General features: G+C 43.5%; 24 protein-coding genes. 16 read left to right on the top strand and 8 right to left on the bottom strand.

What is annotated here, in order from left to right:
* The first annotated feature begins 163 nt into the window (after positions 1-163).
* Entirely contained in the window at positions 164-499 is a 336-nt protein-coding gene (uspB, locus tag H0913_RS00645; protein ID WP_036950083.1) for a universal stress protein UspB, read from the top strand.
* Positions 500-598: 99 nt separating this feature from the next.
* Here the strand turns inward: uspB and pitA are convergent, their stop codons facing one another.
* Positions 599-2,086, bottom strand: coding sequence for an inorganic phosphate transporter PitA (gene pitA / locus H0913_RS00640; protein ID WP_036950148.1), 1,488 nt, complete (start codon positions 2,084-2,086; stop codon positions 599-601).
* 378 nt (positions 2,087-2,464) lie between these two features.
* On the opposite strand from pitA, the gene H0913_RS00635 reads away from it, so the two are divergent.
* Entirely contained in the window at positions 2,465-3,661 is a 1,197-nt protein-coding gene (locus H0913_RS00635; RefSeq protein WP_181477786.1) for an NAD(P)/FAD-dependent oxidoreductase, read from the top strand.
* Between the two features lie 485 nt (positions 3,662-4,146).
* A complete protein-coding gene (locus H0913_RS00630; protein ID WP_154602147.1) occupies positions 4,147-4,845 on the top strand; it encodes a pirin family protein in 699 nt (232 codons plus the stop codon).
* A 100-nt stretch (positions 4,846-4,945) separates the two neighbouring features.
* Here H0913_RS00630 and pckA read toward each other — a convergent pair whose 3' ends face one another.
* The 4 genes from pckA to H0913_RS00610 all read right to left on the bottom strand — a co-directional run bounded on the left by pckA (position 4,946) and on the right by H0913_RS00610 (position 10,277).
* The gene (gene pckA, locus H0913_RS00625; RefSeq protein WP_154602146.1) at positions 4,946-6,565 is read right to left on the bottom strand and encodes a phosphoenolpyruvate carboxykinase (ATP); all 1,620 of its coding nucleotides are present in this window, start codon (positions 6,563-6,565) and stop codon (positions 4,946-4,948) included.
* 203 nt (positions 6,566-6,768) lie between these two features.
* Positions 6,769-7,641, bottom strand: a complete 873-nt coding sequence (hslO, locus tag H0913_RS00620; protein WP_154602145.1) for an Hsp33 family molecular chaperone HslO — start codon at positions 7,639-7,641, stop codon at positions 6,769-6,771.
* A 28-nt stretch (positions 7,642-7,669) separates the two neighbouring features.
* Positions 7,670-8,110, bottom strand: a complete 441-nt coding sequence (hslR, locus tag H0913_RS00615) for a ribosome-associated heat shock protein Hsp15 (protein ID WP_154637861.1) — start codon at positions 8,108-8,110, stop codon at positions 7,670-7,672.
* Positions 8,111-8,177: 67 nt separating this feature from the next.
* A complete protein-coding gene (locus H0913_RS00610) occupies positions 8,178-10,277 on the bottom strand; it encodes an IgaA/UmoB family intracellular growth attenuator (RefSeq protein ID WP_181477785.1) in 2,100 nt (699 codons plus the stop codon).
* A gap of 277 nt (positions 10,278-10,554) precedes the next feature.
* Between H0913_RS00610 and nudE the strand changes: the two genes are divergently transcribed.
* Positions 10,555-11,109 carry an ADP compounds hydrolase NudE gene (nudE, locus tag H0913_RS00605; protein ID WP_181477784.1) on the top strand — a complete coding sequence of 185 codons (555 nt, stop codon included), beginning with the start codon at positions 10,555-10,557 and terminating at the stop codon, positions 11,107-11,109.
* A 96-nt stretch (positions 11,110-11,205) separates the two neighbouring features.
* On the opposite strand, the gene mrcA is transcribed toward nudE, so the two are convergent.
* Complete coding sequence (gene mrcA / locus H0913_RS00600; RefSeq protein WP_181477783.1) at positions 11,206-13,746, bottom strand: peptidoglycan glycosyltransferase/peptidoglycan DD-transpeptidase MrcA; 2,541 nt, start codon at positions 13,744-13,746, stop codon at positions 11,206-11,208.
* Positions 13,747-13,862: 116 nt separating this feature from the next.
* Here mrcA and pilM point away from each other — a divergent pair, with 116 nt between their 5' ends.
* From pilM to trpS, 11 genes are all read left to right on the top strand, one after another.
* Positions 13,863-14,708: a pilus assembly protein PilM gene (pilM, locus tag H0913_RS00595; RefSeq protein WP_181477782.1), complete on the top strand. Its 846-nt coding sequence runs from the start codon at positions 13,863-13,865 to the stop codon at positions 14,706-14,708.
* A gap of 1 nt (position 14,709) precedes the next feature.
* A complete protein-coding gene (locus tag H0913_RS00590) occupies positions 14,710-15,249 on the top strand; it encodes a PilN domain-containing protein (RefSeq protein WP_154602139.1) in 540 nt (179 codons plus the stop codon).
* Entirely contained in the window at positions 15,242-15,784 is a 543-nt protein-coding gene (locus tag H0913_RS00585; protein ID WP_154602138.1) for a hypothetical protein, read from the top strand. The genes H0913_RS00590 and H0913_RS00585 overlap by 8 nt, the downstream gene beginning before the upstream one ends.
* Complete coding sequence (locus tag H0913_RS00580) at positions 15,771-16,814, top strand: transporter (protein WP_181477781.1); 1,044 nt, start codon at positions 15,771-15,773, stop codon at positions 16,812-16,814. The genes H0913_RS00585 and H0913_RS00580 overlap by 14 nt, the downstream gene beginning before the upstream one ends.
* A 505-nt stretch (positions 16,815-17,319) precedes the next feature.
* The gene (aroK, locus tag H0913_RS00575) at positions 17,320-17,841 is read left to right on the top strand and encodes a shikimate kinase AroK (protein WP_036950109.1); all 522 of its coding nucleotides are present in this window, start codon (positions 17,320-17,322) and stop codon (positions 17,839-17,841) included.
* A 40-nt stretch (positions 17,842-17,881) separates the two neighbouring features.
* A complete protein-coding gene (gene aroB, locus H0913_RS00570; RefSeq protein ID WP_154637866.1) occupies positions 17,882-18,970 on the top strand; it encodes a 3-dehydroquinate synthase in 1,089 nt (362 codons plus the stop codon).
* Between the two features lie 284 nt (positions 18,971-19,254).
* Positions 19,255-20,184, top strand: coding sequence for an SPOR domain-containing protein (locus H0913_RS00565; RefSeq protein WP_154602135.1), 930 nt, complete (start codon positions 19,255-19,257; stop codon positions 20,182-20,184).
* A gap of 83 nt (positions 20,185-20,267) precedes the next feature.
* On the top strand, positions 20,268-21,104 hold the full coding sequence (dam, locus tag H0913_RS00560) for an adenine-specific DNA-methyltransferase (RefSeq protein ID WP_154602134.1): 837 nt from the start codon (positions 20,268-20,270) through the stop codon (positions 21,102-21,104).
* A 36-nt stretch (positions 21,105-21,140) separates the two neighbouring features.
* Entirely contained in the window at positions 21,141-21,815 is a 675-nt protein-coding gene (gene rpe, locus H0913_RS00555; RefSeq protein ID WP_181477780.1) for a ribulose-phosphate 3-epimerase, read from the top strand.
* Positions 21,812-22,498, top strand: a complete 687-nt coding sequence (locus H0913_RS00550; protein WP_154602132.1) for a phosphoglycolate phosphatase — start codon at positions 21,812-21,814, stop codon at positions 22,496-22,498. The genes rpe and H0913_RS00550 overlap by 4 nt, the downstream gene beginning before the upstream one ends.
* A gap of 80 nt (positions 22,499-22,578) precedes the next feature.
* Positions 22,579-23,622: a tryptophan--tRNA ligase gene (trpS, locus tag H0913_RS00545; RefSeq protein ID WP_154602131.1), complete on the top strand. Its 1,044-nt coding sequence runs from the start codon at positions 22,579-22,581 to the stop codon at positions 23,620-23,622.
* A 76-nt stretch (positions 23,623-23,698) separates the two neighbouring features.
* Here trpS and H0913_RS00540 read toward each other — a convergent pair whose 3' ends face one another.
* Positions 23,699-24,244 (bottom strand): toxin-antitoxin system YwqK family antitoxin, encoded by a 546-nt coding sequence (locus tag H0913_RS00540; RefSeq protein ID WP_181477779.1) that lies wholly within the window; start codon positions 24,242-24,244, stop codon positions 23,699-23,701.
* Positions 24,245-24,540: 296 nt separating this feature from the next.
* On the opposite strand from H0913_RS00540, the gene H0913_RS00535 reads away from it, so the two are divergent.
* Positions 24,541-25,419 (top strand): pirin family protein, encoded by an 879-nt coding sequence (locus H0913_RS00535; protein WP_181477778.1) that lies wholly within the window; start codon positions 24,541-24,543, stop codon positions 25,417-25,419.
* Positions 25,420-25,451: 32 nt separating this feature from the next.
* On the opposite strand, the gene H0913_RS00530 is transcribed toward H0913_RS00535, so the two are convergent.
* Positions 25,452-26,357 carry a LysR substrate-binding domain-containing protein gene (locus H0913_RS00530; RefSeq protein WP_154602128.1) on the bottom strand — a complete coding sequence of 302 codons (906 nt, stop codon included), beginning with the start codon at positions 26,355-26,357 and terminating at the stop codon, positions 25,452-25,454.
* Between the last annotated feature and the right edge of the window lie 34 nt (positions 26,358-26,391).

The raw sequence follows: 26,391 nt of genomic DNA, 5'->3' as shown, positions 1-26,391 counted from the left end.
TTTTGAAATCAAAATTTGAACCATCTGCACTTTTTTTAAGCAATGAATTGTGTTTAAGTAACGACATGCCCTACAATGAAAATAAATGATGTTAGTGCAATATTTTGGCGGTATTTCCTTTAGTGACAACGGGGCAATTTAGGTTCGTTCTAAGGAGGGGATTATGTTCAGTGTAATTGCATTATTTTGGGCACTCTGCATTTTGTGCATCTTAAATATGATGCGCTATTTTTCTTCTATTCGCGTTTTATTATCTATTCTGAGGGATTCGGATCCTCTACTTTATCAATCCGTTGATGGTAATGGCTTTTTCACGACTCACGGCCAGCTGAACAAGCAATTGCGCCTTGTCCGCTATATCAATACCAAACAGTACCTTGAGCACTACGATCCTGATGTGATATTCCGTTGTGAACGTATTCGCAAGCAGTTTATGTTGATCAGCCGGTTAAGCATTTTAGTCGTTGTGAGTTTGGTCTATATGGTGATAGCCAATTAACCTCGCATTTGTTATTCCCTTTATTCAAGGCAAAAAAATAGTGATGACCGGAAACCGATCATCACTATTTTAGAATGCTTTTGTCTTATCTAACGCTAATTAGATAATCTTCAGCGCAATCCAGTACAGTACACCAGACAGAATGATGGAAACAGGAAGCGTCAGTAGCCATGCAAGCGCAATGCTCTTAATCGTCTTGCTCTGAACACCACCGCCATCAACGACCATCGTACCCGCTACCGCAGAAGAGAGAACTTGGGTTGTTGAAACAGGCATACCTGTATAACTTGCCACACCGATAGAGACCGCCGCAGTGACCTGAGCCGATACACCTTGTGCGTAAGTCATACCTTTCTTACCGATTTTCTCACCGATAGTCACCGCAACACGCTGCCAACCGAACATGGTACCCAGTGCCAGTGCTAACGCAACAGCAACGATAATCCATAACGGTGCATACTCAACAGTATACAGCAGGTCATTACTCAGTTTTTTCAGTAAGCTCGCATCTTTCGCGCTAGTTTCTGGTAACTTCGCCACGGCATTCGCAGTATCGGAGATACACATTAACAGGCGACGAGTTTGGTTGCGCTGGTCAGGTGTTAACTCATCATAGCTCTGAATGCCGCTGAGCATCTTCTGAGCTTGATTTAAGATAATTGGCGTACGTGAACTGTCGCAATGGAACTCGCCTTCTTCTGGCTTGTTCTCCGCCATCATAGGCGTATTTTCAATTGCGTGGTTTAAGGCTGGTTTATGTGTTTCATAGTATTGTTGCAGATGAACCACCGCATCATGTGTTCTCGCGATATCATAACCGTTTGAATTCATGTTAACGACGAAACCTGCTGGCGCAACACCGATTAACACCAGCATAATCAGACCGATACCTTTTTGCCCATCGTTCGCGCCGTGAGAGAAACTCACGCCGACAGCAGACAGGATCAATGCAGTACGCGTCCAAAATGGTGGTTTACGTTTACCATCTTTCTTCTCACGCTCAGCTGGCGTTAAGTGAATACGGCGACGTTTTTTCGTTCCACTCCAATAACGGCGTAACATGAAAATCATCAGCCCAGCAATCACAAAGCCGATAGCCGGAGAAAGAATTAAGGACATGAAAATGCTGATCATTTTAGGAATATTCAGCGCATCAACCACCGATGTATCTGTCACTATCGCATTGGTCAAACCAACACCGATAATTGCACCGATCAGCGTGTGAGAACTTGATGCCGGAATACCTAAATACCAGGTTCCAAGGTTCCAGATGATAGCAGCCAGTAGCAATGAAAAGACCATTGCAAGGCCGTGAGCAGAGCTCACGTTAAGGAGAAGGTCTGTTGGTAAAAGATGAACGATGGCATACGCCACGCTCAGCCCTCCCAGCAAGACACCGAAAAAGTTAAATACCCCGGCCATGACAACCGCGAACTGAGCGCGCATTGCTCGGGTGTAAATCACCGTTGCGACCGCGTTAGCAGTATCATGGAATCCGTTAATCGCCTCATAGAACAGCACAAATAACAGTGCTAGAACTAACAATAGACCTGTGTAAAATTCTAAACCTGTAAAAAGATGTAGCATAGACGTTAAGCCATTATTGGTTGGACATGAACGCGGCGCATTATCAGTGACAAACGCTAGCGGTGGAAGCGAAATCTGACCTTTTTTTGATTTAAATACCAATCAAAAAATCATCAAATACAAACTATCCTTTTAATATCATCTAGTTACCATAATTAAAGTTATTCTGAATTTTTGAAACTTTTTTTATGATAATTTATGAATATCTGGGGGAAATAGTCTTTTTTCGCGATTTTTCCTAATTATAATACGTCTACCATACTTTTCATTAATTCTTCGATGATCCGCTGCATTACAACCTACGTTAAATCGCGTAAAATAGCGGCATAAATAATCGTAATTACGATAAAAATCATATACATATAGAGAGCTCTAATTGTGAGAAATATTGACGTTATTATTTTAGGTGCAGGCGCGGCCGGGTTATTTTGCGCTTCACTCGCGGGTAAGCGTGGTTTAAATACCCTTGTGCTGGATAACGGTAAAAAATTAGGGCGTAAAATTTTGATGTCCGGTGGTGGACGCTGTAATTTCACTAATATGTACGCCGATCACAATAACTATCTCTCAACTAACCCTCATTTTTGTAAGTCAGCACTTGCTCGCTATACACAATGGGATTTTATCGAGCTTGTTGGTAAATATCAGATCCCTTATCACGAAAAGACCTTAGGACAGCTATTTTGCGACAATAGTGCGCAAGATATCGTCGACATGCTGAAAAGTGAGTGCGATCAGCCCAATGTCACTATCAAGCTACGCAGTGAAGTCACCCAAGTAGACAAAACGGATGACGGATATGTTGTCACGGTAAATGGGGATCAAGTAAGTACTCGCTTACTGGTGGTCGCGACTGGGGGGCTTTCAATGCCGGGTTTAGGTGCAACTCCGTTTGGCTATCGCCTTGCCGAACAATTTGGGCACAGCATCATCCCTACCCGTGCTGCACTCGTTCCCTTTACCTTACACAAGCCTCTACTTGAAGCGCTGCAAGCCCTCTCTGGGGTTTCCGTAGCGGCAACGGTCACATCCGCAAGCGGCGTCCTATTTAAAGAAAATATCCTGTTCACCCACAGGGGACTATCAGGCCCTGCAATTTTACAAATTTCGAATTACTGGCAACCCGGCGAGTATGTGAGTATTAACTTACTTCCAGAGCTTTCATTGGGAGAATTTCTGACCAATGAGAAACAACAGCGCCCTAATCAATCACTCAAAAATACCTTAGCGACACTGCTGCCTAAACGCTTAATTGAGGTTTTACAACAACTTGGACAGATTCCCGATTGCCCACTCAAGCAACTCACCCACGCACAGATTGATGCTCTCGATGACGTATTACATAACTGGCAAGTACAACCTAACGGCACAGAAGGTTATCGTACTGCGGAAGTGACTCTTGGCGGCGTCGATACTCATGAAATTTCATCCAAAACCATGGAATCGCTCAAGTCTTCCGGCCTCTATTTTATTGGAGAAGTGATGGACGTGACAGGTTGGTTAGGGGGATACAATTTCCAATGGGCGTGGAGTTCCGCTTCTGCGTGTGCAGAAAACTTACCCCATCAAGCTTAATCGCTCACCCTTTTATGAAATTATTTAATCCATTGAAAAATAATGGATATTATTTAATTTCAACCAAATCAGGCAGTTGAGCACTGGGTTTAAATAAATCTAAAATTGGTTAAAAATAACCCTTTACAAACGATAGTGATAACTATTATCATTATCACATCTTCCGCAGGCGACTTAACTTAGTCAGTCTCTTGTAGGAGGTACGACATTGCTCACATTGCTTCCAGTGTTTACTTTAGCCAGCTTATGCTGGCTATTTTTTTATCTGTGCCTTGCCATTGATACACTGTATCTCCCCCCTGCTAAAACTTGCTATTTCATACCACAAATCATCTTGGTGATACCTCGGAATCTTATTCAAATTTTTTGGATCCTATGGTTAATACCGCCTACTTTTCTCTTTCTGCAATTTGGCTAAACTGTCATCAACAAGTTAAGCAAGAGCCCAATGAAAATTGGATATCCGCTTTTAAGGAGATGACTCAATGATCTATTTACGCCAAGCAAATGAACGCGGACACGCAAACCACGGTTGGCTGGACAGTTGGCACACTTTCTCGTTCGCTAACTATTATGATGAGAAATTTATGGGTTTCTCAGCGTTAAGAGTCATCAATGAAGACTACATCGCTGCGGGACAAGGGTTCGGTACTCACCCTCATAAAGACATGGAAATATTGACCTACGTACTGGATGGTGCAGTTGAGCACAAAGATAGCATGGGCAATATGGAGCAAATACCAGCAGGTGAATTCCAAATCATGAGCGCAGGAACAGGTGTTCGTCACTCTGAATACAACCCAAGTAATGAAAAAGAGCTGCGTTTATACCAAATTTGGATCATTCCAGATAAAAATGGCATCGAACCACGTTACGAGCAAAAACGCTTTGATTCAACAAGTGGTAAGCAATTGGTGTTATCGCCAGATGCACGCGATGGCTCGCTGAAAGTTAACCAAGACATGACCTTATGGCGCTGGGCATTGCCAGCTAATGAGCAAAGCACCTACGACATCGCAGAGAAACGCGTTGTTTGGATCCAAGTCGTTAAAGGCAATATTGAAGTTAACGGGCAGAAAGCGACGGCTAGCGATGGCTTAGCCATTTGGCAAGAAAATCAGTTAACCATTAAAGCTGATGAAGACAGTGAAATTTTAGTTTTTGACTTGCCTGCTGCGGAATAATTTTTCAGGTAAGTAAACGCTAACACCAATGGGAAAGGCTCTACACCATGAAGTTATCTTCAATGGTTGTAGAGCCTTTTTTTATATGAACTACCCGAAATTACAGTTTAGGACCGGCTTTAACCAGTGCTGCACCTGCAGGGGTATCCGTGTACTTATCGAAGTTCTTCACGAAGCGATCCGCTAAGTCTTTAGATTTTTCATCCCACTGAGATTTATCAGCGTAAGTATTACGTGGGTCAAGGATATTGGTATCCACACCCGGTAATGCTGTTGGCACTTCTAAATCAAATACTGGCAGCTTGATAGTATCGGCTTTTTCGATATCGCCACTTAAGATAGCATCGATGATTGCGCGAGTATCTTTAATAGAGATACGTTTGCCCGTACCGTTCCAGCCTGTATTGACTAAGTATGCTTTCGCGCCAGCCGCTTCCATACGCTTCACTAACACTTCCGCGTATTGCGTTGGGTGCAGAGATAAGAACGCCGCACCGAAACATGCAGAGAATGTTGGAGTTGGTTCAGTTACGCCACGCTCTGTACCTGCTAACTTCGCTGTGAAACCAGACAAGAAGTGGTACTGAGTTTGTTCTGGCGTTAAGCGAGAAACTGGAGGTAACACACCGAATGCATCTGCCGTCAGGAAGATAACTTTTGTCGCATGACCCGCTTTAGAAACTGGTTTTACGATATTTTCGATGTGGTAGATAGGGTAAGAAACACGGGTGTTCTCAGTTTTAGAACCGTCATTGAAATCAACTGAGCCATCAGCCAATACCATGACGTTTTCCAATAACGCATCACGTTTGATTGCGCCATAGATGTCTGGCTCAGCTTCTTTAGACAGGTTGATAGTCTTCGCGTAGCAACCGCCTTCGAAGTTAAATACGCCGTCATCATCCCAACCGTGCTCATCATCACCAATTAACTTACGTTTTGGATCGGTAGACAGTGTGGTTTTACCAGTACCAGACAGGCCGAAGAAAATCGCAACGTCGCCTTCTTCACCGACGTTTGCAGAGCAGTGCATTGATGCGATGCCTTTTAATGGCAGCAGGTAGTTCATCATAGAGAACATCCCTTTCTTCATTTCGCCGCCGTACCAAGAACCACCGATTAACTGCATACGCTCAGTTAAGTTGAAAGCAACAAAGTTTTCTGAGTTCAGACCTTGTTCTTTCCAATTCGGATTAGTGCATTTTGCACCGTTCATCACGATAAAGTCTGGTTCAAAACCCACTAACTCTTCATCGGATGGACGAATGAACATGTTTTTCACGAAGTGAGCTTGCCATGCAACCTCAGTGATAAAACGGACTTTCAGACGAGTATCTGCGTTCGCACCACAGAATGCATCCACAACAAACAAACGTTTGCCTGATAACTGCTCGGTCACTAAGTGTTTCAGGCTGCTCCAAACCTCTTGGCTCATTGGTTTGTTATCGTTTTTACCTTTACCTTGGTCAGCCCACCAAACGGTATCACGGGTGACATCATCGCGAACGATATATTTATCTTTTGGGGAACGTCCTGTAAAAATACCGGTATCAACAGCAACAGCACCTAATGTAGTGACGGTACCGCGTTCATAACCTTCAAGACCTGGCTTGGTTTCTTCCTGAAATAACAGCTCATAACTTGGGTTATAAACAACTTCAGCGACGTCATGAATGCCGTACTTTTCGAGATCCTTCAGGGTAATGCTTTTAGCGCTCATTATATTGCTCCTGGTAAACATAGCTATTCTGCCGACGATCATAAATCTTTACGACTAATTAACAGCGATAGTTATCAAAGAATTGAAAATGTATAATTTTTTTTAATTCATAATGAGACTTAGAGCACGTTATAATCCTTTAAAATTATAAAAAAAGGGTGCAAAATTGCACCCTCGTCACATAATTAGGTTGCTAAATCGTATCAGTGAAGTTGCTGATTTCGCTCATTATTTAACCCGATGATATCGGATTCAATAAATACATAGTGCGAGCCACAATATTCACACTCCATATCAATTTTCCCATCTTTGTGCAAAATATCCATAACATCTTCATGGGTTAATGTCGCTAAAGACGCTTCACAACGTTCACGTGAACAAGTGCAACGGAACTCAACAGATTGTGGGTCATACAGCGTGACATCTTCTTCATGATACAGACGATGAAGTACCTCTTTCACGTCTAATTCGCTGAGCTCTTTGCCTTTGATAGTCGCGGTCAGTTGCACTAAGTGATCAAAAAACTCGTGGCTAGTCTCTCCTGCTGCCGGTAAAACTTGCAGCAACATCCCGCCTGCAATCGCTTTTCCATCTTGTTCACTAACACGGATAAACAGACGGGTTGGTAACTGTTCAGATTGGCGGAAATAAGCATCAATACTCTCTTCAATGCTGTTGCCTTCAATCGCCACAATCCCTTGATAACGCTCACCTTGTTTTGGTGTAATCGTGATGACAATAAACCCGTTACCAATCATTTGCTGTAACGTACTTCCCGCAACAACAGGGCCATCAACACGTGCAACACCGCGCATTTGTTGTAAATTATTACCGTTAATCACGGCTAACTTAACTGGGCCATCACCTTGGATTTGAACGGTAATATCACCATCAAATTTTAAAGTAGCAGTCAGTAAGCTGGTCGCAACCAGCAGTTCGCCCAGCAGCATTTTGACGGCTTCTGGGTAATCATGATTTTCTAGAATATGATGAAAAGTCTCATCGACAGTAATCATTTCTCCACGTACCGCGTGCTGTTCAAACAGGAAACGGTGGAGTTGGTCTTGTTTAGCCATAATTTCTCTCTATTACTCAGGCAGTCTATTAAGACGATTCATGGGAATTCGTGTGTTTAAATTTTAGCAGAGTCCGACGCTCTTTTTTATCGGGACGTCTGTCAGGATGTGGCATCGTGAGTGCATTCATCTTACGTGCCATCGCCATCTTTTCGCGTTGTTCAAGGCTTTCTACGGTTTCACGGTAGAGTAGCTGAGCTTCTGGTGCGCCTTTACGTTGATTGCTGATCTCTAGTACTTCGACAATCCGCTCATCATTTCCTTGACGCACTTTTATCATCGCACCCAATTCAACAATTTTGCCCGGCTTACTTCTTTGCCCATTATAATGAACTTTTCCGCCATCAATCATCTCACGAGCAATTGAACGTGTTTTGTAAAAACGTGCAACCCATAGCCATTTATCAAGGCGAACTGGCTCAGCGGATGATGGCTTTGTTGAAGATTGATTTGTCGATAACGGCTTCATGGTGCCTCCTCACACTTAGTTTGAATTCCAAACCAAAATGAGGCTCCATGGTCAGGGAAGGATAATACTATCTAGACTCGGAAGGATTATCTGCCTCATAGCATTTATCGTAATATGCAGTGATTTTACGCAAACGCCGTTTGTTATTCAAAACTCGAATAATAATTAATGTTCCATTTATCAAGGTACAAATGATCAAGAAGAAAACCAACATTGAACGGCAGACATATTCTGATAACACATCTTCATCCAAGCGCTCATGAACCACCACTTGCAATGTGCCATTGGCATCTGTCGAAATGTTCGTAATAACCCCTTCAACATCAAACGGGGTATTAATCAGAATGCTGGATAAGCGCTTTAACTCATACCATCGCTGAACTTGGTTCATTTCGCTCAGTGAACTGACTGGCATTATGTCTACCAGCGGGCGGTTTTCATCGCTGATCAACAATACCCCACCCGGTGGTGGACTATTGAGTTTACGAACTTCCTTCTCAAGTTCTTGCTTGATGAAATCATATGTGGTGTCTTCAACTAAGTTTTCCAAGGCATCGGCACTTCCTGCACGTAATAAAACATGCGCACCACTTAATTTTCCTGAGGACGCTTTATTCACTAACCCTGGCCAATCATCGACACTTCCACCCAAATTAGACAATGCGCTTTTGAGTTTAATGCAATGATCTTGTTGATCACACAATGCGTTGGTTTTTAATACGATTTCTGAAAAATCGAAAATAATATTCATCCCCGATTTCATAATTTCACGCTGTAATCTTGGGTTAATTCCCGGGGCATCTTTATCTGGATGTAATTGATTTTTTACGCTATTCAATAAATCGATGGCTCGATTCACAATCTCAGATTGTGGCTCAGTAATCAGGTTAATATTATTCCAATACACACCCGAACAATCAAAAGGCACAAACAACGCTTGGTTGGCATCATTCAAATTAGGTGGGCGATAACACATCCCCATTCCCTTCGCCGATAATGTATCTCCAACTCTAATTTTACGCGCTGTTAAATCTGAAGGGTCAACAACACTGACTTTTTTCGCCCCTTCAATCCACGCAAACCCTAATTTCACTGGCAAGCTAATCGATTGATAAGAAAACACCATCGCCAAAACGAACAATGCACTGAAAAACATCAGCACATTCTTTTTAAATCGTTTATAGGGGTAATAGCGTTCCTCTTCATGAATAGAGAGACAACGACCGTACCGTAATACCTCTCCCGTCGAATAGAGATCAATATTGGTAGGGTGGCCTAATTCATATTTTAAGTAGGGAAGCCAATAGCTAGGATAGTGTAAGTCCACGCCCCCTATCGAAATGGTGGAAGAGTACTTTTTATCTAACTCTCCGTACAGCTCCCAGCGTTTGGCTTGCCCATAAATACATTGCACATCCTGATAGGGTTTAGGAAAAAGGCGCAAACGAAATAATAAAAACATCCCGAGGATAAACACCACTGCCGCTAGTGTCAGCCCCCATCCTTGAAAAATGGGAATAGAAACAATCGTCAGATAGCCGATAAAAAAACTGAGGCTTACCACGATCGCCCCTAACCATCCAGAAGAATTATGGAGTCGATGCTCCTCTTTACTTTCCTTACGCATCTTCAACAATTGAATGGTGTTCGGTTCCCCTTCATGAATATCAGCCTCAGGTTGAGACCTAGACTCCTCTGAAGGAACTTCCCATTCATAGCTAAATTCTTTCAATGAGTGGCTATTGAGAGCAACAATTAAAGGCAGATGATCCGTTTCCACAATTTCCATGACATTTTGTCGTTGTAAAAACGGTTCTAGTTGAGAAGGCAACTGAACTTCAATCGTATCAATAAAATAGCGCCAACCCTGCCCTTGCTCTTGACGCAAATTAAATCGCGTAATGGCATTGCAGATGGTGGCAACAGTGGCATTTTTTCGTATTTGCCATGCAGTTTGGGAAGGCGAATGAAGGTTTTTAGATGCACTGTGATTAAGATACTGGGTGATAGTCTGGAAATCAGACTCAATCATTTTTTTAAACGCGGGTGTCGCTAGAGAGGGTATTTGATAGACACTAGAACGCCGTCCCCGCCGGAAAAACAGAACGGAAACCATTATAATTAGGCTAGCTATGATCAGAGCCAGTATAATGACGGTGTTTAGCATTTTTTTCTCAACAGAATTGTCTACCTAAAAAGCATAGCAACGTAATGCTTTTCACTATATAAGCCAATTCCTATTCTCTTCCAGTTTTTGTTTTATTTTACAATATGTTGTAAATAAAATGTTTTACTTATTAATCAGTGCGATTTTCATAAGTAGATTATACTAACAGCATTTTCTCCACCCTATAATCTCTATCATTTTTTTTTGATATGCGTCATAGTTAAAGACAATGTATGCTTGCCCTCATGGATCCCATTCACCTGATTCGGAAATCGTTATGACAGAGTTAAAAAAACCAAAAATCCTGAATATTCAAGACATTGCTCAATCAAAATTATTCAGTATCCAATCTGTTGACCTCGAATTTAGTAATGGTGAAAAACGTGTTTATGAAAGAATGCGCCCCGCAAAGCGTGAAGCGGTTCTTATCGTCCCCATCATTGATAATCACCTGATTCTGATCCGAGAATACGCCGTGGGTATCGAAAACTATGAGCTAGGCTTCCCTAAAGGAGCTGTAGACCCAGGAGAAGTCCCTCTTGAGGCTGCTCAGCGTGAACTCAAAGAAGAAATCGGTTATGGGGCTCGCCAAATTACCCCTTTAGCAAAACTCACCATGTCCCCATCTTACTTTTCCAGCAAGATGAACATACTTATAGCTAACGACCTATTTAGCGAAAAACTTGAGGGGGATGAGCCAGAACCACTGCAACAAGTCAAATGGCCGATTGCACGTATGATGGAACTCCTCGACCACCCAGACTTCAATGAAGCCCGCAATATTAGTGCGTTGTTTTATGTGGAACGTTACTTAAAAAATAACGCGAAATAACGCCACATCGATATTCAATTTATTCAATACCCTAAATAATTACACCCCATGCCAAACGGCGATGGGGTGCAGTTTATTTACGCTCAAAACAGCTCATTAGAATAGCTCTTGGCTGGCTCCATTTTCCGTTGAAATGGTCGTTCCAACCTCTTGTACCGCGCGCTCTTTCGGCTCAGTTCCTTCGATAAAGTACTCACTACGAGAAGGCCCGCCGGATGAGAGTTTACCTGTACGAGTATCAATAGTGACTGAAATAATCCCTTTTGGCGGTTGCATGGTTTTCACCGGAACACCGTCAAGGGCAGCTTTCATGAAGTCATCCCAAATCGGCTGAGCACTCTTCGCACCCGCTTCACCGCCGCTTATTCCAGTACGGCCTAATGTGCGCTTGTTATCATCGAAGCCAATCCATGCAGAAGCGACAATATCGGGGCCATAGCCGGAGAACCACGCATCTTTCGAGCTATTCGTGGTACCTGTTTTCCCGCCAATGTCTCGACGACCACCCAGATCACGACCCGCACGCCAACCAGTACCTGACCAACCTGGCTCGCCATAAATATTTGTTACCATCGCATCGCGAATTAAGAACGCTAGCGGTGTACTAATAACATGCGGGGCATATTGGTCTTCAGGGCTCTGCTGTTCTGCAGCCGTAGACAGTGCCATGGTTGGCTCTTGTTCCACCACATTATTATTCGACTGAGTTACTTCCTCTGTTGCATCTTCGCCTTCAGAATCACTCAACGCAATCGTACGTGCCGTATCCCCATAAATGACCGGAATATTTGTACACTCTGGGCATGCAATTTTTGGTTTCGCTTCGAAAATCACTTCATCGCTGTGATTCTCAATCTTCAAAATATAGTAAGGATCAACAAGGTATCCCCCGTTCACCATCACGGCGTAACCACGCACCATTTGCATTGGGGTAAATGATGGAGCGCCCAGCGCCAACGCTTCTGTGCGGTTAATATTCTCTTTCGGGAAACCAAAACGCGTTAAATAATCCGCGGCATAATCCACACCCATGGCGCGCATCGCACGTACCATCACCACGTTTTTCGATTCACCTAAGCCTTGGCGTAGACGAATAGGACCTGCATAGCGCGGTGGTGAGTTCTTCGGACGCCAGTCTGAACCGGCACCCGCATCCCAACGGCTAATCGGCACGTCATTGAGTAATGACGATAACGTTAAGCCTTTATCCATCGCTGCGGTATACAAGAATGGCTTAATATTTGAGCCCACTTGGCGCAATGATTGCGTCACGCGGTTAAATTCACTCATATTAAAATCAAAACCACCCACAAGGGCTATCACTGCACCATCATTCGGATTCAATGCAACAAATGCCGCGTTCACATCAGGGACTTGTGCTAACCACCAGCTATCTTTAACCTGACGAACCCAAATTTGCTCACCCGGCTGCACAACTTTGTTCACCGCAGATGGCGAGCCACCTTGCTGAGTATCCGAAATAAACTTACGCGCCCAGCGCACACCCGCCATCGTAATTTGGATGTCCGAGCCATCCGCCAGCATCACTTTCGCATCGCTGCTACTTGCCGAAAGAACAACAGCCGGAACCAATGAGCCGTAGTTCGGTAATTTTTTCAGTTTCTCCAGGATTTTCTCTTTATCCCATGCGGCTTGGCTTCCACTCCATAACACTTCCGCAGGACCGCGATAACCATGGCGAATATCGTAATCTATCAAATTATTACGTACGGCTTCGGTCGCCGCTAACTGGTCTTTGCGCACAACCGTGGTGTACACCTTATAACCATCGGTATAAGCATCTTCACCGTATTTTTCATACATCGTTTGGCGTGCCATTTCCGCTAAATAAGGCGCGGAAAAATCCACTTTTGGTGCGTGATAAGAGGCGACAATTTTTTCGCTTTTCGCTTGCTCGTACTGGTCTTGCGTGATGTATTTTTCTTCTAACATCCGCATTAGTACTACGTTACGGCGGTTAACCGCACGGTCATAAGAGTAAAGCGGGTTGAATGTTGACGGCGCTTTCGGTAGACCAGCAATCATCGCCATTTCACTCAACGTCAACTCATTGACTGTTTTACCAAAATAAACATAAGCGGCTGCTCCCACACCATAAGCACGGTTACCTAAATAAATTTTATTCAGGTACAGCTCCATAATTTCATCTTTGGTAAATAACTGTTCGATACGAATTGCCAAAAATGCCTCTTTTGCTTTACGCATCAAGGTTTTTTCTGGGCTTAAATAAAAGTTTCTCGCCAGCTGCTGAGTAATGGTACTCGCCCCTTGCGATGCATGACCCGATGAAGCCATCACAGTCACTGCACGGAAAATACCAATTGGATCAATACCGTGGTGCTCATAGAAGCGGCTATCTTCTGTTGCAATAAAGGCATGCACTAACATCGGAGGAATGTCAGCTAATGGCAATGGAATACGGCGTTTTTCACCATATTGGGCGATCAGTTCATTGTCTGCACTGAATACCTGCATTGGTGTTTGCAGACGAATGTCTTTCATTGTTGCGACATCAGGCAGCTCACCTTCGACATATTTGTACATGCCATAAATCGAGGCGCTTCCCAAAAAAATGCAACAGAAAACCAGAATTAAAAAATATTTTACGAACTTCACCGAAGAATTCCCATATGCAACTGACAGGCGGGTTTAGATATCACTACTGCATAGTATAAAGCTTATACAGCACAATAGAAAACGTAATTTAATTGTTAATGATAAGGATATTATGTATGTATTCACCAAAATGGCACATCGGAATTGAGCTATCACAGCACCACATTCAGTTAGTTGCAGTAAAAAAACATCGCAAATTCTGGTCGTTATGTGAATGCTGGCAACAAGCACTACCTTTTGACAGTGCATTACATGCCCTTGATGAACACCGCGTAATTTTACGCAATATTCTGCGACAATGGCGTCAGAAATTACCTAAAAACTGTTCTGTTTCTATTGCGTTACCCTCATTAAGATCGCTCCAAAAACAGGTCTCACTTCCCAACCAAATGAGCCTACAGCAACCAGAACTAAGCTGGTATTTACAGGCGCAAGTTGACCAACTTTTCCCCATGCAAGCTCAAGAGCTTGCTGTAGATTATCGGATCATTGGACAACAAGTTTACTTCAATGCCGCACGCCAATCTGATATTACCTTTTGGCAAGATTTATTACTGGAGAGCGGCTACCACTTGCTAGCTGTCGATATTGCCCCCATCGCACTGCGCTATCTTGCTCGGCATGCTCAGTTACCTAATGAATGTTGGCTTGTTTATTATCGCCAAAATGAATGGTTCTGGTCAGGGCCTATCAGCCAACCTGCAAGTTATAGTCATATTCAAAACGATAGCCCGACTCAAGATAATCAATCAGTGCATATTAACCAAATACAATCCTTATTAACTGACGATCCTGAAGCCTTAAAATTACCGATTTACTGTATTAGTGACCACGATATTCAAGGCGTAGAATCTCGATGGGATTTACTGCAAGCTTTTCATCAATACCCCATCAAATTACCCCGCCAGTTGGGGGATTTTGTGATTGCCGCAGGGCTGGCTCTGCGTCATGGGGATCTTTAATATGTATCAGGTTAACTTCCTACCTTGGCGAACCGATAAGCTCACTCGCCAGCGACGCTATTTTTTAATGGTGACGGGGATCAGCTGTATTTCTGTGATCGCTATCTTTGGTTATTTAATCAGTTTGCTTCTAGAGGATATATCTCAAGCCCACTTATACCTTGCAGCTCAACAGAAACATCAACAACACATTGAACAGCTAAAAACACAATTACAAACGCAGCAACAACAGCTAGACAAATTCACGCTTCTGCAAAATCAGCGTCAATCCTATGCGCAACATAACCATGCCTTACTCAGCCTATTAAAGTCGCTATCCAATCTCACGCCACCTAAAAGTTGGCTATCCACCTTTCAGCTGCGTGAAGGGCGTTTAGAAATTAAAGCACTCAGTTATCGCTTTCAAGACCTGAACTTACTGTTAACCCAATTTGGCCAAGCACCCCAAGTTGGTAACGTGCAACTGCGTACGTTACGGCGGGTTGCTGCCATTAACCAACTGCACCTTATTGCCGATTATCGAGGTGTCGTTGATGAATAACCACTTTGCCGCTTTTTGGTACCGCCCCCTTTGGCAACAATATTTAACGATACCGTTGATTTTGGTGGTAAGCATTGCCGCTGGCTATACCTTCATTTTGCAAGACAAGCAAAATCAATGGGTAGATTTACAACAAAACGGTTCTGTCTTGCACCGACAAAATCAAGTAAGTAGCCAGTTTTTCGCCCAAAATCCGACTCGGGTTTGGCTAGCACAGGAACTCGCTTCATTCCCTTCGAATGAAGAAATTACCTTAGATCCTCAGTTCTTTGTTCTGCACTTACAGCAGCTCATTGCAAATAACAATGTTGTCTTAAATCAGCTTCAGTCATCGGATCCGTTGAATTCTCAGTACCAACTTGAGATCCAAGGAAAATTTAAGGATCTCCTCGAATTTATGCAATCACTCACCCATACGCTACTCCAGCAACATTGGCAATTTTCTGACGTTATTTTGACGGCTAAAAATCAGCAACTAACCGCCAATTTATCGCTCTCATTTATCAAGGATGAACAACCTAATGAGCAACACTAATTTTTTCGTTCCCATATTAATGTTAATGCTATGCAGCTCTTTCTTCGGGTATGCCGAAACACCCCGAGACCCTTTTGAACCCATATCCCCAACAGAAGAAGATACCCAACTCTTAGACACCATCATTCCACTTAAAGCGCCGGAAATAATTCTCACCGAAAAAATTTTTCCATTAGTATCTATCGATGCTCAAACCGTTCATCAACAGCTCACGGAGCCTGACATGCGCCTACTATCCGATAAAGGCATCGCCCACTTTGATGTCACCACCAACAGTGTGATCATTACGGACACCAAAGAACGCTTGGCATTAATTGAAACATGGCTTGTTCAAAAAGATATTCCTCAGCAGCAAGTGCAAATCACCGCCCACATCATCAGCAGTTCGCGCACCGCCTTGCAGGCCCTAGGTTTAGAATGGGGAATGTCTGGTGAATCAGCGACTGACGGTCATCTCAGCCGCTATAATCGATATAGCAGCCAATCCGGCCAAATGGCGTTGAATGTATTACGACTCGGAGAAGGCTTACTTGAAATGAAGCTGAACGCACTAGAAAAAGAAAATTTACTGTCGATTATTGCGAGCCCACGCTTGATGGCATCCCACAAACAGCCCGCCAGTATCCAACAAGGCAGCGAAATTCCCTATGTCACCACCTCCGATAAAAAAAGCCATGTCCAGTTTAAAGATGCGGTATTAGGTATGGAAGTCACACCAACCATTGCCCGAGATGACAGAGTGGAAATGGTATTAAAAATCAGTCATAACTCCCCAGATGCCGCTCTCACTATCAATCCCAGCCAACATCTGGCCATTAATAAACAAGAGATAGCAACCTCTGTCACCATTAAAAATAATAATACGTTAATACTTGGCGGGATTTTTCAACAGAAGCAAGAAAAAACGGATTCAGGCATCCCATTTCTCTCACAAATTCCACTATTAGGGAGTTTATTTATCAATAAGACACAACACGTTGATAAGCGTGTTTTACTGGTATTTATTACACCAAAACTTATTAAGATTTAGCGTAAAAAATAACGCCTATACATTCAATTAGTTGAATGTTTAATTCCTCAAAGTACCGTGAAATTATTACTTTTTGTGCCATAAACATACCGGATAAATTTGACGCTGAGGTCGTTTTAGCATACAAGGTTATCCATTGAGTGTTCTAACTATCGGTAGATGAAAGAACAAACTATCAGCCGCTTATAAAATAGCTACAGAAATTTTGCTTTATAATTAACAGGTTCCATTCATTTAGTGGAATAAACAACCTGCTAATAAGCTCGCTAAACAATGCATTATGTAATGTAGACGGCTCAAATATATAGAAACCCGCAACGAAGAATATGGCACTTTGTTTTCTAAGTGCCATATTTATATAGTTGCAATTCAGGTTGATGTATTGAGATAATTTTCTTATCTGATCTCACATCATCACTTATGAGGTTTCAGTTTAGGTCCCGCCGCTAATTCGATTGGCGGGGCGGGTGATCATTAACGAATAATCGTAGTAATACCAAAAAACATGGCAGAGAAACGCAATATCTTTCTGGTTGGACCAATGGGAGCCGGAAAAAGCACTATTGGTCGTCAGTTAGCTCAACAGCTTAATATGGAGTTCTTTGACTCCGATCACGAGATTGAAAAACGCACTGGCGCAGATGTAGGTTGGGTATTCGACCTAGAAGGTGAAGAAGGCTTTCGCGATCGCGAAGAGAAAGTCATCAATGAACTCACTGAAAAGCAAGGCATTGTCTTAGCAACAGGTGGTGGCTCTGTTAAATCCAAAGAGACGCGTAACCGCTTGTCCGCTCGTGGGGTTGTCGTGTATCTCGAAACCACCATTGAGAAGCAACTATCCCGCACACAACGCGATAAAAAACGTCCTCTTTTACAAGTGGATGAGCCCGCTCGCGAAGTTTTAGAAAAGTTAGCCGATGAACGCAATCCTATGTATGAAGAGATAGCGGATATAACAATTCATACTGATGAGCAAAGCGCAAAAGTTGTTGCCAACCAAATCATTGAAATGTTAGAAAAAAACTAATTTTTATACATCAGAAGTCATGAATTCAAGGTAAAGCAAGATGGAAAAAGTCACTGTTACTCTGGATGAACGCAGTTATCCAATCAATATTGCACCTGGTTTGTACCAAGGAAAGGATGCATTTTGGCCACTAACTGCGGGTCAGCGAGCAATGATAGTGACTAACGAAACTCTCGCTCCGCTTTACCTACATAAGATCCAAACCGTTCTTGAAGCCTCAGGTGTCAAAGTCGATTCCATCGTCTTACCTGATGGCGAACAGTACAAATCTTTATTCATCATGAATGATGTTTTTACGGCATTACTCGAAAAGCACCATAACCGTGACACGACCCTCATCGCCCTTGGTGGGGGAGTAATCGGTGACTTAACTGGATTCGCAGCAGCCAGCTATCAACGCGGCGTACGCTTCATTCAAGTTCCTACTACGTTACTCTCCCAAGTGGACTCTTCGGTTGGTGGAAAAACCGCTGTTAACCACCCTTTGGGTAAAAATATGATCGGGGCATTTTATCAACCGGCATCTGTCGTGATTGACCTTGATTGTTTAAAAACCTTACCTAAGCGCGAACTCTCTTCTGGTCTGGCCGAAGTCATTAAATACGGCATCATTCTTGATGGTGAATTTTTTAGCTGGTTAGAAAAAAATATCGATGCGTTAATGGCATTAGATAACCAAGCCATGGCGTACTGCATTCGCCGTTGTTGCGAGCTGAAAGCGCAAGTGGTCGCCGCCGATGAAAAAGAAACCAGCGGGCTACGTGCACTATTAAATTTAGGGCATACCTTTGGTCATGCTATCGAAGCCGAAATGGGCTACGGCGTATGGCTCCATGGAGAAGCTGTTGCTGCTGGTATGGTTATGGCTGCAAAAACCGCTGAGCTGATTGGCCAATTTACCCCGGAACAAACAGAACGCATCATCGCCCTTTTAAAACGTGCCGAGCTACCTGTTACTGGTCCTGCAAAAATGCAACCTGATGACTATTTACCTCACATGATGCGAGATAAAAAAGTCATGGGAGGCAAATTGCATCTTATCCTTCCAACCACTATCGGTAATTCAGAAATGCGTTCCGATGTGGATGCCTCAACAGTCATTGCCGCTATTTCGGCTTGCATGCCATAAATCATTACCGAACTAAGTAAAAAGCATTAATTGGCCCCTGAATATTTTCAGGGGTTTTAAAATGTTACTGGCAGATATCAACTAAAGCCGTTAAATTATACGCACGCCTAGCACCTATAACGAGTAACGAAGTAAGGTGGTCGCAATCTCATTGAAATTGGAATGAAATTGCTAAACAATCTATTCTTTAAAAGTGAGCAGAAGCAATTGCTTAGTCGTGAACAGGTCGTAATGATAAGAGACATTTTATCTCTACACAGGCGAACTAATTTCGGGAGAGGAAAATGGACGAATTTAAACCAGACAATCAGCCTCAAGTGCAGAATGATTTAAGGCCTGATACATCAGATAGACCAACCGGACGTGCGCGTCCTGCTGCGGCAGCTAAGCCAAAAATTGCGTTATCACGTCAACACATCATGATCGGTGTCGGCGTTTTAGTGCTGTTGCTGCTGATCATTGCAATCAGTTCCGCATTAAAAGCACCAACAGAACATGAGAAATTACAAAATGATAGCGCTAATCAGCGTAATATCGATTTATCAGGTTCTTCATCACTGACCAACTCAGAGACTCAATCCACAACGCAACCTCAAACAGGTCAAGCGCAAGAGTTAAATGGTCAGCAAATTAACCCAATGCCAACTCAAGCAGACACTCAGACACAACAAAATGGTCTTGGTGAACGCATTGAAATTCCTGGTGATGTTGCCGATGCTCTCAACCAAGGTCAAAACCTGCCGTCTGAAAGTACCACGACGCCACCACAAAATGTGACACCGTTGACGCCTCCGCAAGTTAAACCTGTGGAAAAACAGCCAACAGTAAAACCAGTCACACCAGAGAAAACGCAACCAAAAGCGACTAAGCCAGTTGAACAAAAACAACCTGCTCAGCCAAAAACAACCACTAAGCCTGCAACCAGCACAAGCCAAAGTGGTAGTACCGTTGCAGCACCCTCTGGAAGCTATACATTGCAATTAAGTAGCGCAAGTCGTTCAGATACACTGGAAGCTTTCGCAAAAGAGAATAAACTTGCTAACTATCAAGTGTATAAAACCATTCGTAATGGTCAGACTTGGTATGTATTGATCCACGGAAATTACAGCTCAGTGAGCGAAGCAAAAAGTGCAATTGCGTCCTTACCAGCCGCAGTGCAAGCGAAAAAACCGTGGGTGCGTAATATGAAACAAGTTAAACAGGATCAAAAATAACAACGTTTTTCCCCGGGCGCATAATGTTGTCCTGAAAGAGCCGCCAAGTGGCGGCTCTTAAACGATTGTAATAATAAGACGGCATGAAAAAAAAACGCGCTTTTTTAAAATGGGCTGGGGGTAAATACCCACTTGTGGACGAGATCAAAAAACATCTTCCACAAGGAGATTGCTTAATAGAACCTTTTGTTGGTGCAGGATCGGTGTTTTTAAATACCAACTACGATTCGTACGTACTTGCGGATATTAACAGCGATCTCATCAACCTCTACAACACGGTTAAATATCGCTCTGATGCTTTTATCGAAGAAGCTCAGCAACTGTTCACACCTGAATTTAATACCTCTGAACAGTATTATTTAATGCGCCAAGCATTTAACCAATCAGATGACCCTGCTAAACGTAGCATTCTCTTTTTGTATCTTAACCGCCACTGTTATAACGGGTTATGCCGCTATAACCTAAGCGGTGAATTCAATGTGCCTTTCGGACGCTATAAGAAACCCTATTTTCCGAAAGACGAATTACTGTGGTTTGCTGAAAAAGCCCAGAAAGCGACCTTTGTGACGCAGTCTTACAGCAAAACATTACTCGATGCGCAGGATGGCTCAGTCATCTACTGCGATCCACCTTATGCACCGCTGTCTGAGACCGCTAACTTTACGGCCTATCACACCAACGCCTTTAGTGCGCAAGAACAACAGAATCTGGCTTTTTTGGCACATAAGTTGTCATCTGAGCGCAAGATCCCAGTTCTTATCTCAAATCATGAGACCCCAGTGACCCGAGAGTGGTATTATCAGGCACAGTTACATATCGTAAAAGTGCGTCGCACCATTAGTAGAAATATTTTGAACCGTGCCAAAGTCAATGAGCTTTTGGCTTTATATGCGGGAGCGGGAGCATCTAAAAAACTATAGGTGCTGTCAGATAACGACGAATAATCGGAGACAATTATGAAAGATTTTCTCATTGCCCCATCTATTTTATCTGCTGACTTTGCACGTTTAGGCGAAGATACCGCCAAAGTTCTTGCTGCAGGCGCAGACATTGTCCATTTCGATGTGATGGACAACCACTATGTACCGAACCTCACGTTCGGTGCACCAATCTGTAAAGCCCTGCGCGATTACGGTATCACCGCCCCGATTGATGTTCACTTAATGGTTAAACCGGTCGATCGCATTATTCCGGATTTCGCTAAAGCGGGTGCGACTCACATTAGCTTCCACCCAGAAGCCAGCGAGCACATCGATAGAACCTTACAACTCATCAAAGAGAATGGCTGTACAGCGGGTCTGGTATTTAACCCAGCGACCCCACTTAGCTATCTCGAATATGTGATGGATAAAGTCGATATGATCCTGCTGATGTCAGTTAACCCAGGATTCGGCGGTCAATCATTTATCCCTGAAACCCTGAAAAAATTGCGCCAAGTTCGTAGATTGATTGACGAAAGTGGTTATGATATTCGTTTAGAAGTCGATGGTGGCGTGAAGGTCAATAACATTGCAGAAATTGCCGTAGCAGGTGCAGATACCTTCGTTGCTGGCTCCGCGATTTTTGCTCAGCCTGATTACAAAAAAGTCATCGATGAAATGCGCCAAGAATTGAAAAAGGTATCTCAATGACACATGCGGTTTTAGAGAGTATTAAAGCGATTGCGTTTGATTTAGATGGAACCCTTGTTGACAGCGCTGGCGGTTTAGCCGACGCCATAGACAAAACCCTCGAAGAGCTAAACTTACCACCAGCAGGCAAAGAGCGTGTCTCCATCTGGGTAGGCAACGGCGCAGATATGCTTGTGCAGCGAGCGCTAGAATGGGCGGGCATGACGGTCACGCCAGAGCTGAAAAAGCAAGCTCGTATCCGCTTCGATGAACATTATGCGACGACCGTTAATACCGGTAGCCAGCTATTCCCTGAGGTCAAAGAGACCCTCGAAACGATTGCAAAACACAACTTACCAATGGCGATTGTGACCAACAAACCAACCCCATTTGTGGCGCCATTACTCGAAAAGCTGGGCATCGATAGCTACTTTTCATTAGTACTTGGTGGCGATGATGTGGTAAAAACCAAACCGCACCCAGCGCCACTCTATTTAACAATGGGCCAGTTCGGTTTACGCAAAGAAGAATTGCTTTTTGTCGGCGATTCCCGTAATGATATTATCGCAGCCCACAATGCAGGCTGCCCAAGTGTAGGGTTAACCTACGGCTACAACTATGGTGAATCAATCGCAATTACCGAGCCCGACTACGTGTTAAGCCACTTTTCTGAGCTACTCTCCGTTATTGATTTATCAAAATAAAATCCCCAATAATTCGAGTCGCCAACGGTGTGACTCGAAACTTAACAGGGTATAAAAATACTACAAGGACATACAAAGAAATGAGCACACCCACTGAGAAATCTAAACAAACCCAGAAACCTATTGTATTCAGCGGCGCACAGCCTTCCGGTGAATTAACCATCGGTAACTACATGGGTGCGTTACGTCAGTGGGTTAAGATGCAAGATGATTATGATTGCATCTACTGTATCGTTGACCAACACGCGATCACCGTTCGCCAAGACCCTGTTGAACTGCGTAAAAGAACCCTCGATACATTAGCGCTCTACTTAGCGTGCGGTATTGATCCGAAGAAAAGCACCATTTTTGTTCAGTCACATGTACCACAACATGCACAACTGAGCTGGGCGCTAAACTGCTACACCTATTTCGGCGAATTGAGCCGCATGACCCAGTTCAAAGATAAATCTGCTCGCCATTCAGAAAACATCAACGCCGGTCTGTTTGACTACCCTGTTCTGATGGCTGCCGATATTCTGGTTTACCAAACTAACCAAGTTCCTGTTGGAATTGACCAGAAACAGCACCTTGAACTGAGCCGTGATATTGCTCAGCGCTTCAATGCCATTTACGGGGATATTTTCACCGTACCAGAGCCATTTATCCCAACCGATGGCGGCGCACGTGTGATGGCATTACAAGAGCCAACCAAGAAAATGTCTAAGTCTGATGACAACCGCAATAACGTGATTGCGCTGTTGGAAGATCCGAAATCCGTTGTGAAGAAAATCAAACGCGCAATGACCGACTCTGAAGAGCCACCACGTATTTGCTACGATGTTGAAAATAAAGCAGGGGTTTCTAACCTGTTAGATATCCTTGCTGGCGTGACAGGCAAAAGTGTGAAAACGCTGGAAGCTGAGTTTGAAGGCCAAATGTATGGTCATCTGAAAGGTGCGGTCGCTGAAGCTGTTTCTGACATGCTGACTAACTTACAAGCTCGTTACCATGAGTTCCGCAACAATGAAGCGCTACTGAACCAAATCATGGATGAGGGCGCGACCAAAGCAGCAGCTCGCGCACAAGAAACCTTAGATAAGGTTTACGATGCGATCGGCTTTGTAAAACGTCCACAACTGTAATCTTAAGTCGCTATTTAATAGCAAAAAGCCAATTAACTCTCACGGTTAATTGGCTTTTATTTTATTTGTAGCCCACTTACTTCGCGGTGTACAACTTACCGTCTTTAATCAGCCCCTGCTTTAATAGCTCGCCATCTTGTCCACGCTCTTCAAGAACACCTTCCGCTACTCCATTCACAAAACTCGTTTTAAGATGCAGATTATTCTTTGGCGTGTCGTAATAGGATTTATAATCGCCGTTGAGTCGGTCATTACTGTATCCCATCTCAGTATCTAAATTCCCATTAGGATGGTAAGACTTAATGACGCCATCCACTTTGCAATTTTTTATAGGAATAAACATTTTTGGCTGACCATTTTTATAATAAACCGTGATGTTCTTATCTAAGCAGTTGTTTTTCACCCACGATTTAAACTGAATGGCACCATTTCCATAACGTTCGATATATTCCCCATCCGGCGCCCCTTCAGGAATGTTCAGCTCTGGCATTCTCAAGCTTTCTAGCTCTTTGAACTCTTCTAACTGGATACCATTGTTATCATACTGAGGTGCGGGTTGAGAAAGGCACCCAGACAACATGAAGGCAACAGAAAATGCCATAGCAATATTAATAGTTTTCATAACAATCCTTTTAACGGAATCATGGGTTCATTCGAAGGCATCATACCTATTTAGTATTCCTGATCGTTCATGTTTAAGATGAATAAATGAAGAGGAACGCTCCGATTTTGGCTAATCCGAAGCATACTAGAGATCGACATTTAACTCACGCCACAATGATTTCATCGTTCTATTTTCAGAACAATCAAACCTATTTTTGCCTCTACTCACCCAGCTTTGGCTCTTCTATTATTGGTTCATCGAAATGATTAGTTCATAAAACTGATCAGTTTATAAAACCAGTTTGGAGTCACACCATGAAAAAGATTATTGGTATTTATCAATCCCCACGCAGTCACTGGGTTGGTGATGGTTTCCCTGTTCGCTCCATGTTTAGTTATAGCAACCACGGGAAATACCTGAACCCATTCTTACTGTTGGACAGAGCGGGGCCACACCCATTCCCAGCATCTGAAGGGGATAATCGTGGTGTTGGCGAACATCCACATAAAGGCTTTGAAACCGTCACCATCGTGTATGACGGCGAAGTGGCTCACCACGACTCTACCGGAGAAGGCGGCGTGATCGGACCCGGTGATGTGCAATGGATGACAGCGGCATCAGGAATACTTCATCAAGAATATCAGTCTGATAACTTTATGAAAAATGGCGGTACTTTGGATATGGTGCAGTTGTGGGTCAACTTGCCCGCTAAAGATAAGCTGGCAGCGCCGGGTTACCAATTGCTAACTCGCGATACGATCCCGACCATTAGCTTGCCGAATGAAGCGGGAACACTGCGGGTCATTGCGGGGGACTATCTAGGCAACACAGGCGCCGCACGCACATTTACCGCCCTTGATGTTTGGGATCTGCGTCTGAATAAAGGAAAAGTCGTGGGATTGCCAACTAAGGCCGGTCGCAATGTTGGGCTAGTGATGTTGAAAGGCAGCCTATTTGTGGATGGTCATACCGCATTGAATGAAGGCGAGTTGATGATCCTTGATGCTACTGATAGCAATGTGCTGTTAGAAGCCACCACCGATGAGGCTTTAGTGCTGCTGCTCAGCGGTGATCCTATCGATGAGCCTGTTGTGGGATATGGCCCATTTGTGATGAATACGAGCCAAGAAATCAACGAAGCCGTGAATGATTTTAATAGCGGTAAATTTGGTCGGATCCCGAATGCCAGCTAACTATAAAGTCCTCTGAATTTTTTCAGGGGGCTTTATTTTTTCCCAGCCGTCATATTCTCTGCCAAATAAGTTAGAAATAACTGAACTGCGGGTAACAACCCCTTACGGGAAGGGTACACGGCATGAATGATATCTTCTGGAAATTGCCAGTCTGGCAACACTTCCACCAATTCGCCACTTTTTAGCTCATTTTCAACCACACCTCGGGGTATACGAGCGATCCCCAATCCTCTCACCGCAGCACGGTATAACGTTAAAATATCGGTGGTGGCTAGCTTGGGCGTGACATGCACTGTCACACTGAGATCATCACTATTTTTTAAAGATAGCGAATAACGCTGTGAATGCTCCGTATTGGCAAGAACAGGGTAATCCACCAGCTGCTCTGGAGTTGATGGTGCTCCTTTTTCACGGAATACACTTGGATTTGCGACTAAGATCCGCTGAGAATACCCTAGCACTTTCATCATCATCCCTGAATCATCAAGGGGTAATGAACGCACTCGTAATGCCAAATCCAATCCTTCACTGATCACATCGACGGGGCGATTGACGGCCAGAATTTGCACATCGATATCAGGGTAATTCTCCATAAAATCAATCAGTAAATCCTGCAAATAGACTTGCAATAAAGTAACGGGGCAAGAGAGCTTAATGGTACCTTTGGGGTGTGTTTGTACTGAGCAAATCAGTTCATGGGCAATATCCGCTTCTTCCACGACATTCTTACATTGCTGATAAAAAACCTGTCCGATCTCCGTAACATGAAATTGCCTTGTAGAGCGATAAATCAATGAAACATTCAGCTTTTGCTCTAAGTCGGCAATACGACGACTGAGTTTTGATTTTGGGATCCCAAGCGCCGCACCAGCTTGAGAAAAACCACCATGTTCAACGACTTTAACGAAATAATAAAGGTCATTTAAATCGTACTGCATGTTGTTTTCCTCAATCCTAATGACAGTGATAAAC

The sequence above is a fragment of the Providencia rettgeri genome, assembly GCF_013702265.1.
Lineage (GTDB): Bacteria > Pseudomonadota > Gammaproteobacteria > Enterobacterales > Enterobacteriaceae > Providencia > Providencia zhijiangensis.
Note: the sequence above shows the minus strand (reverse complement) of the source record. Positions and strands in the feature narration are given on the sequence as shown.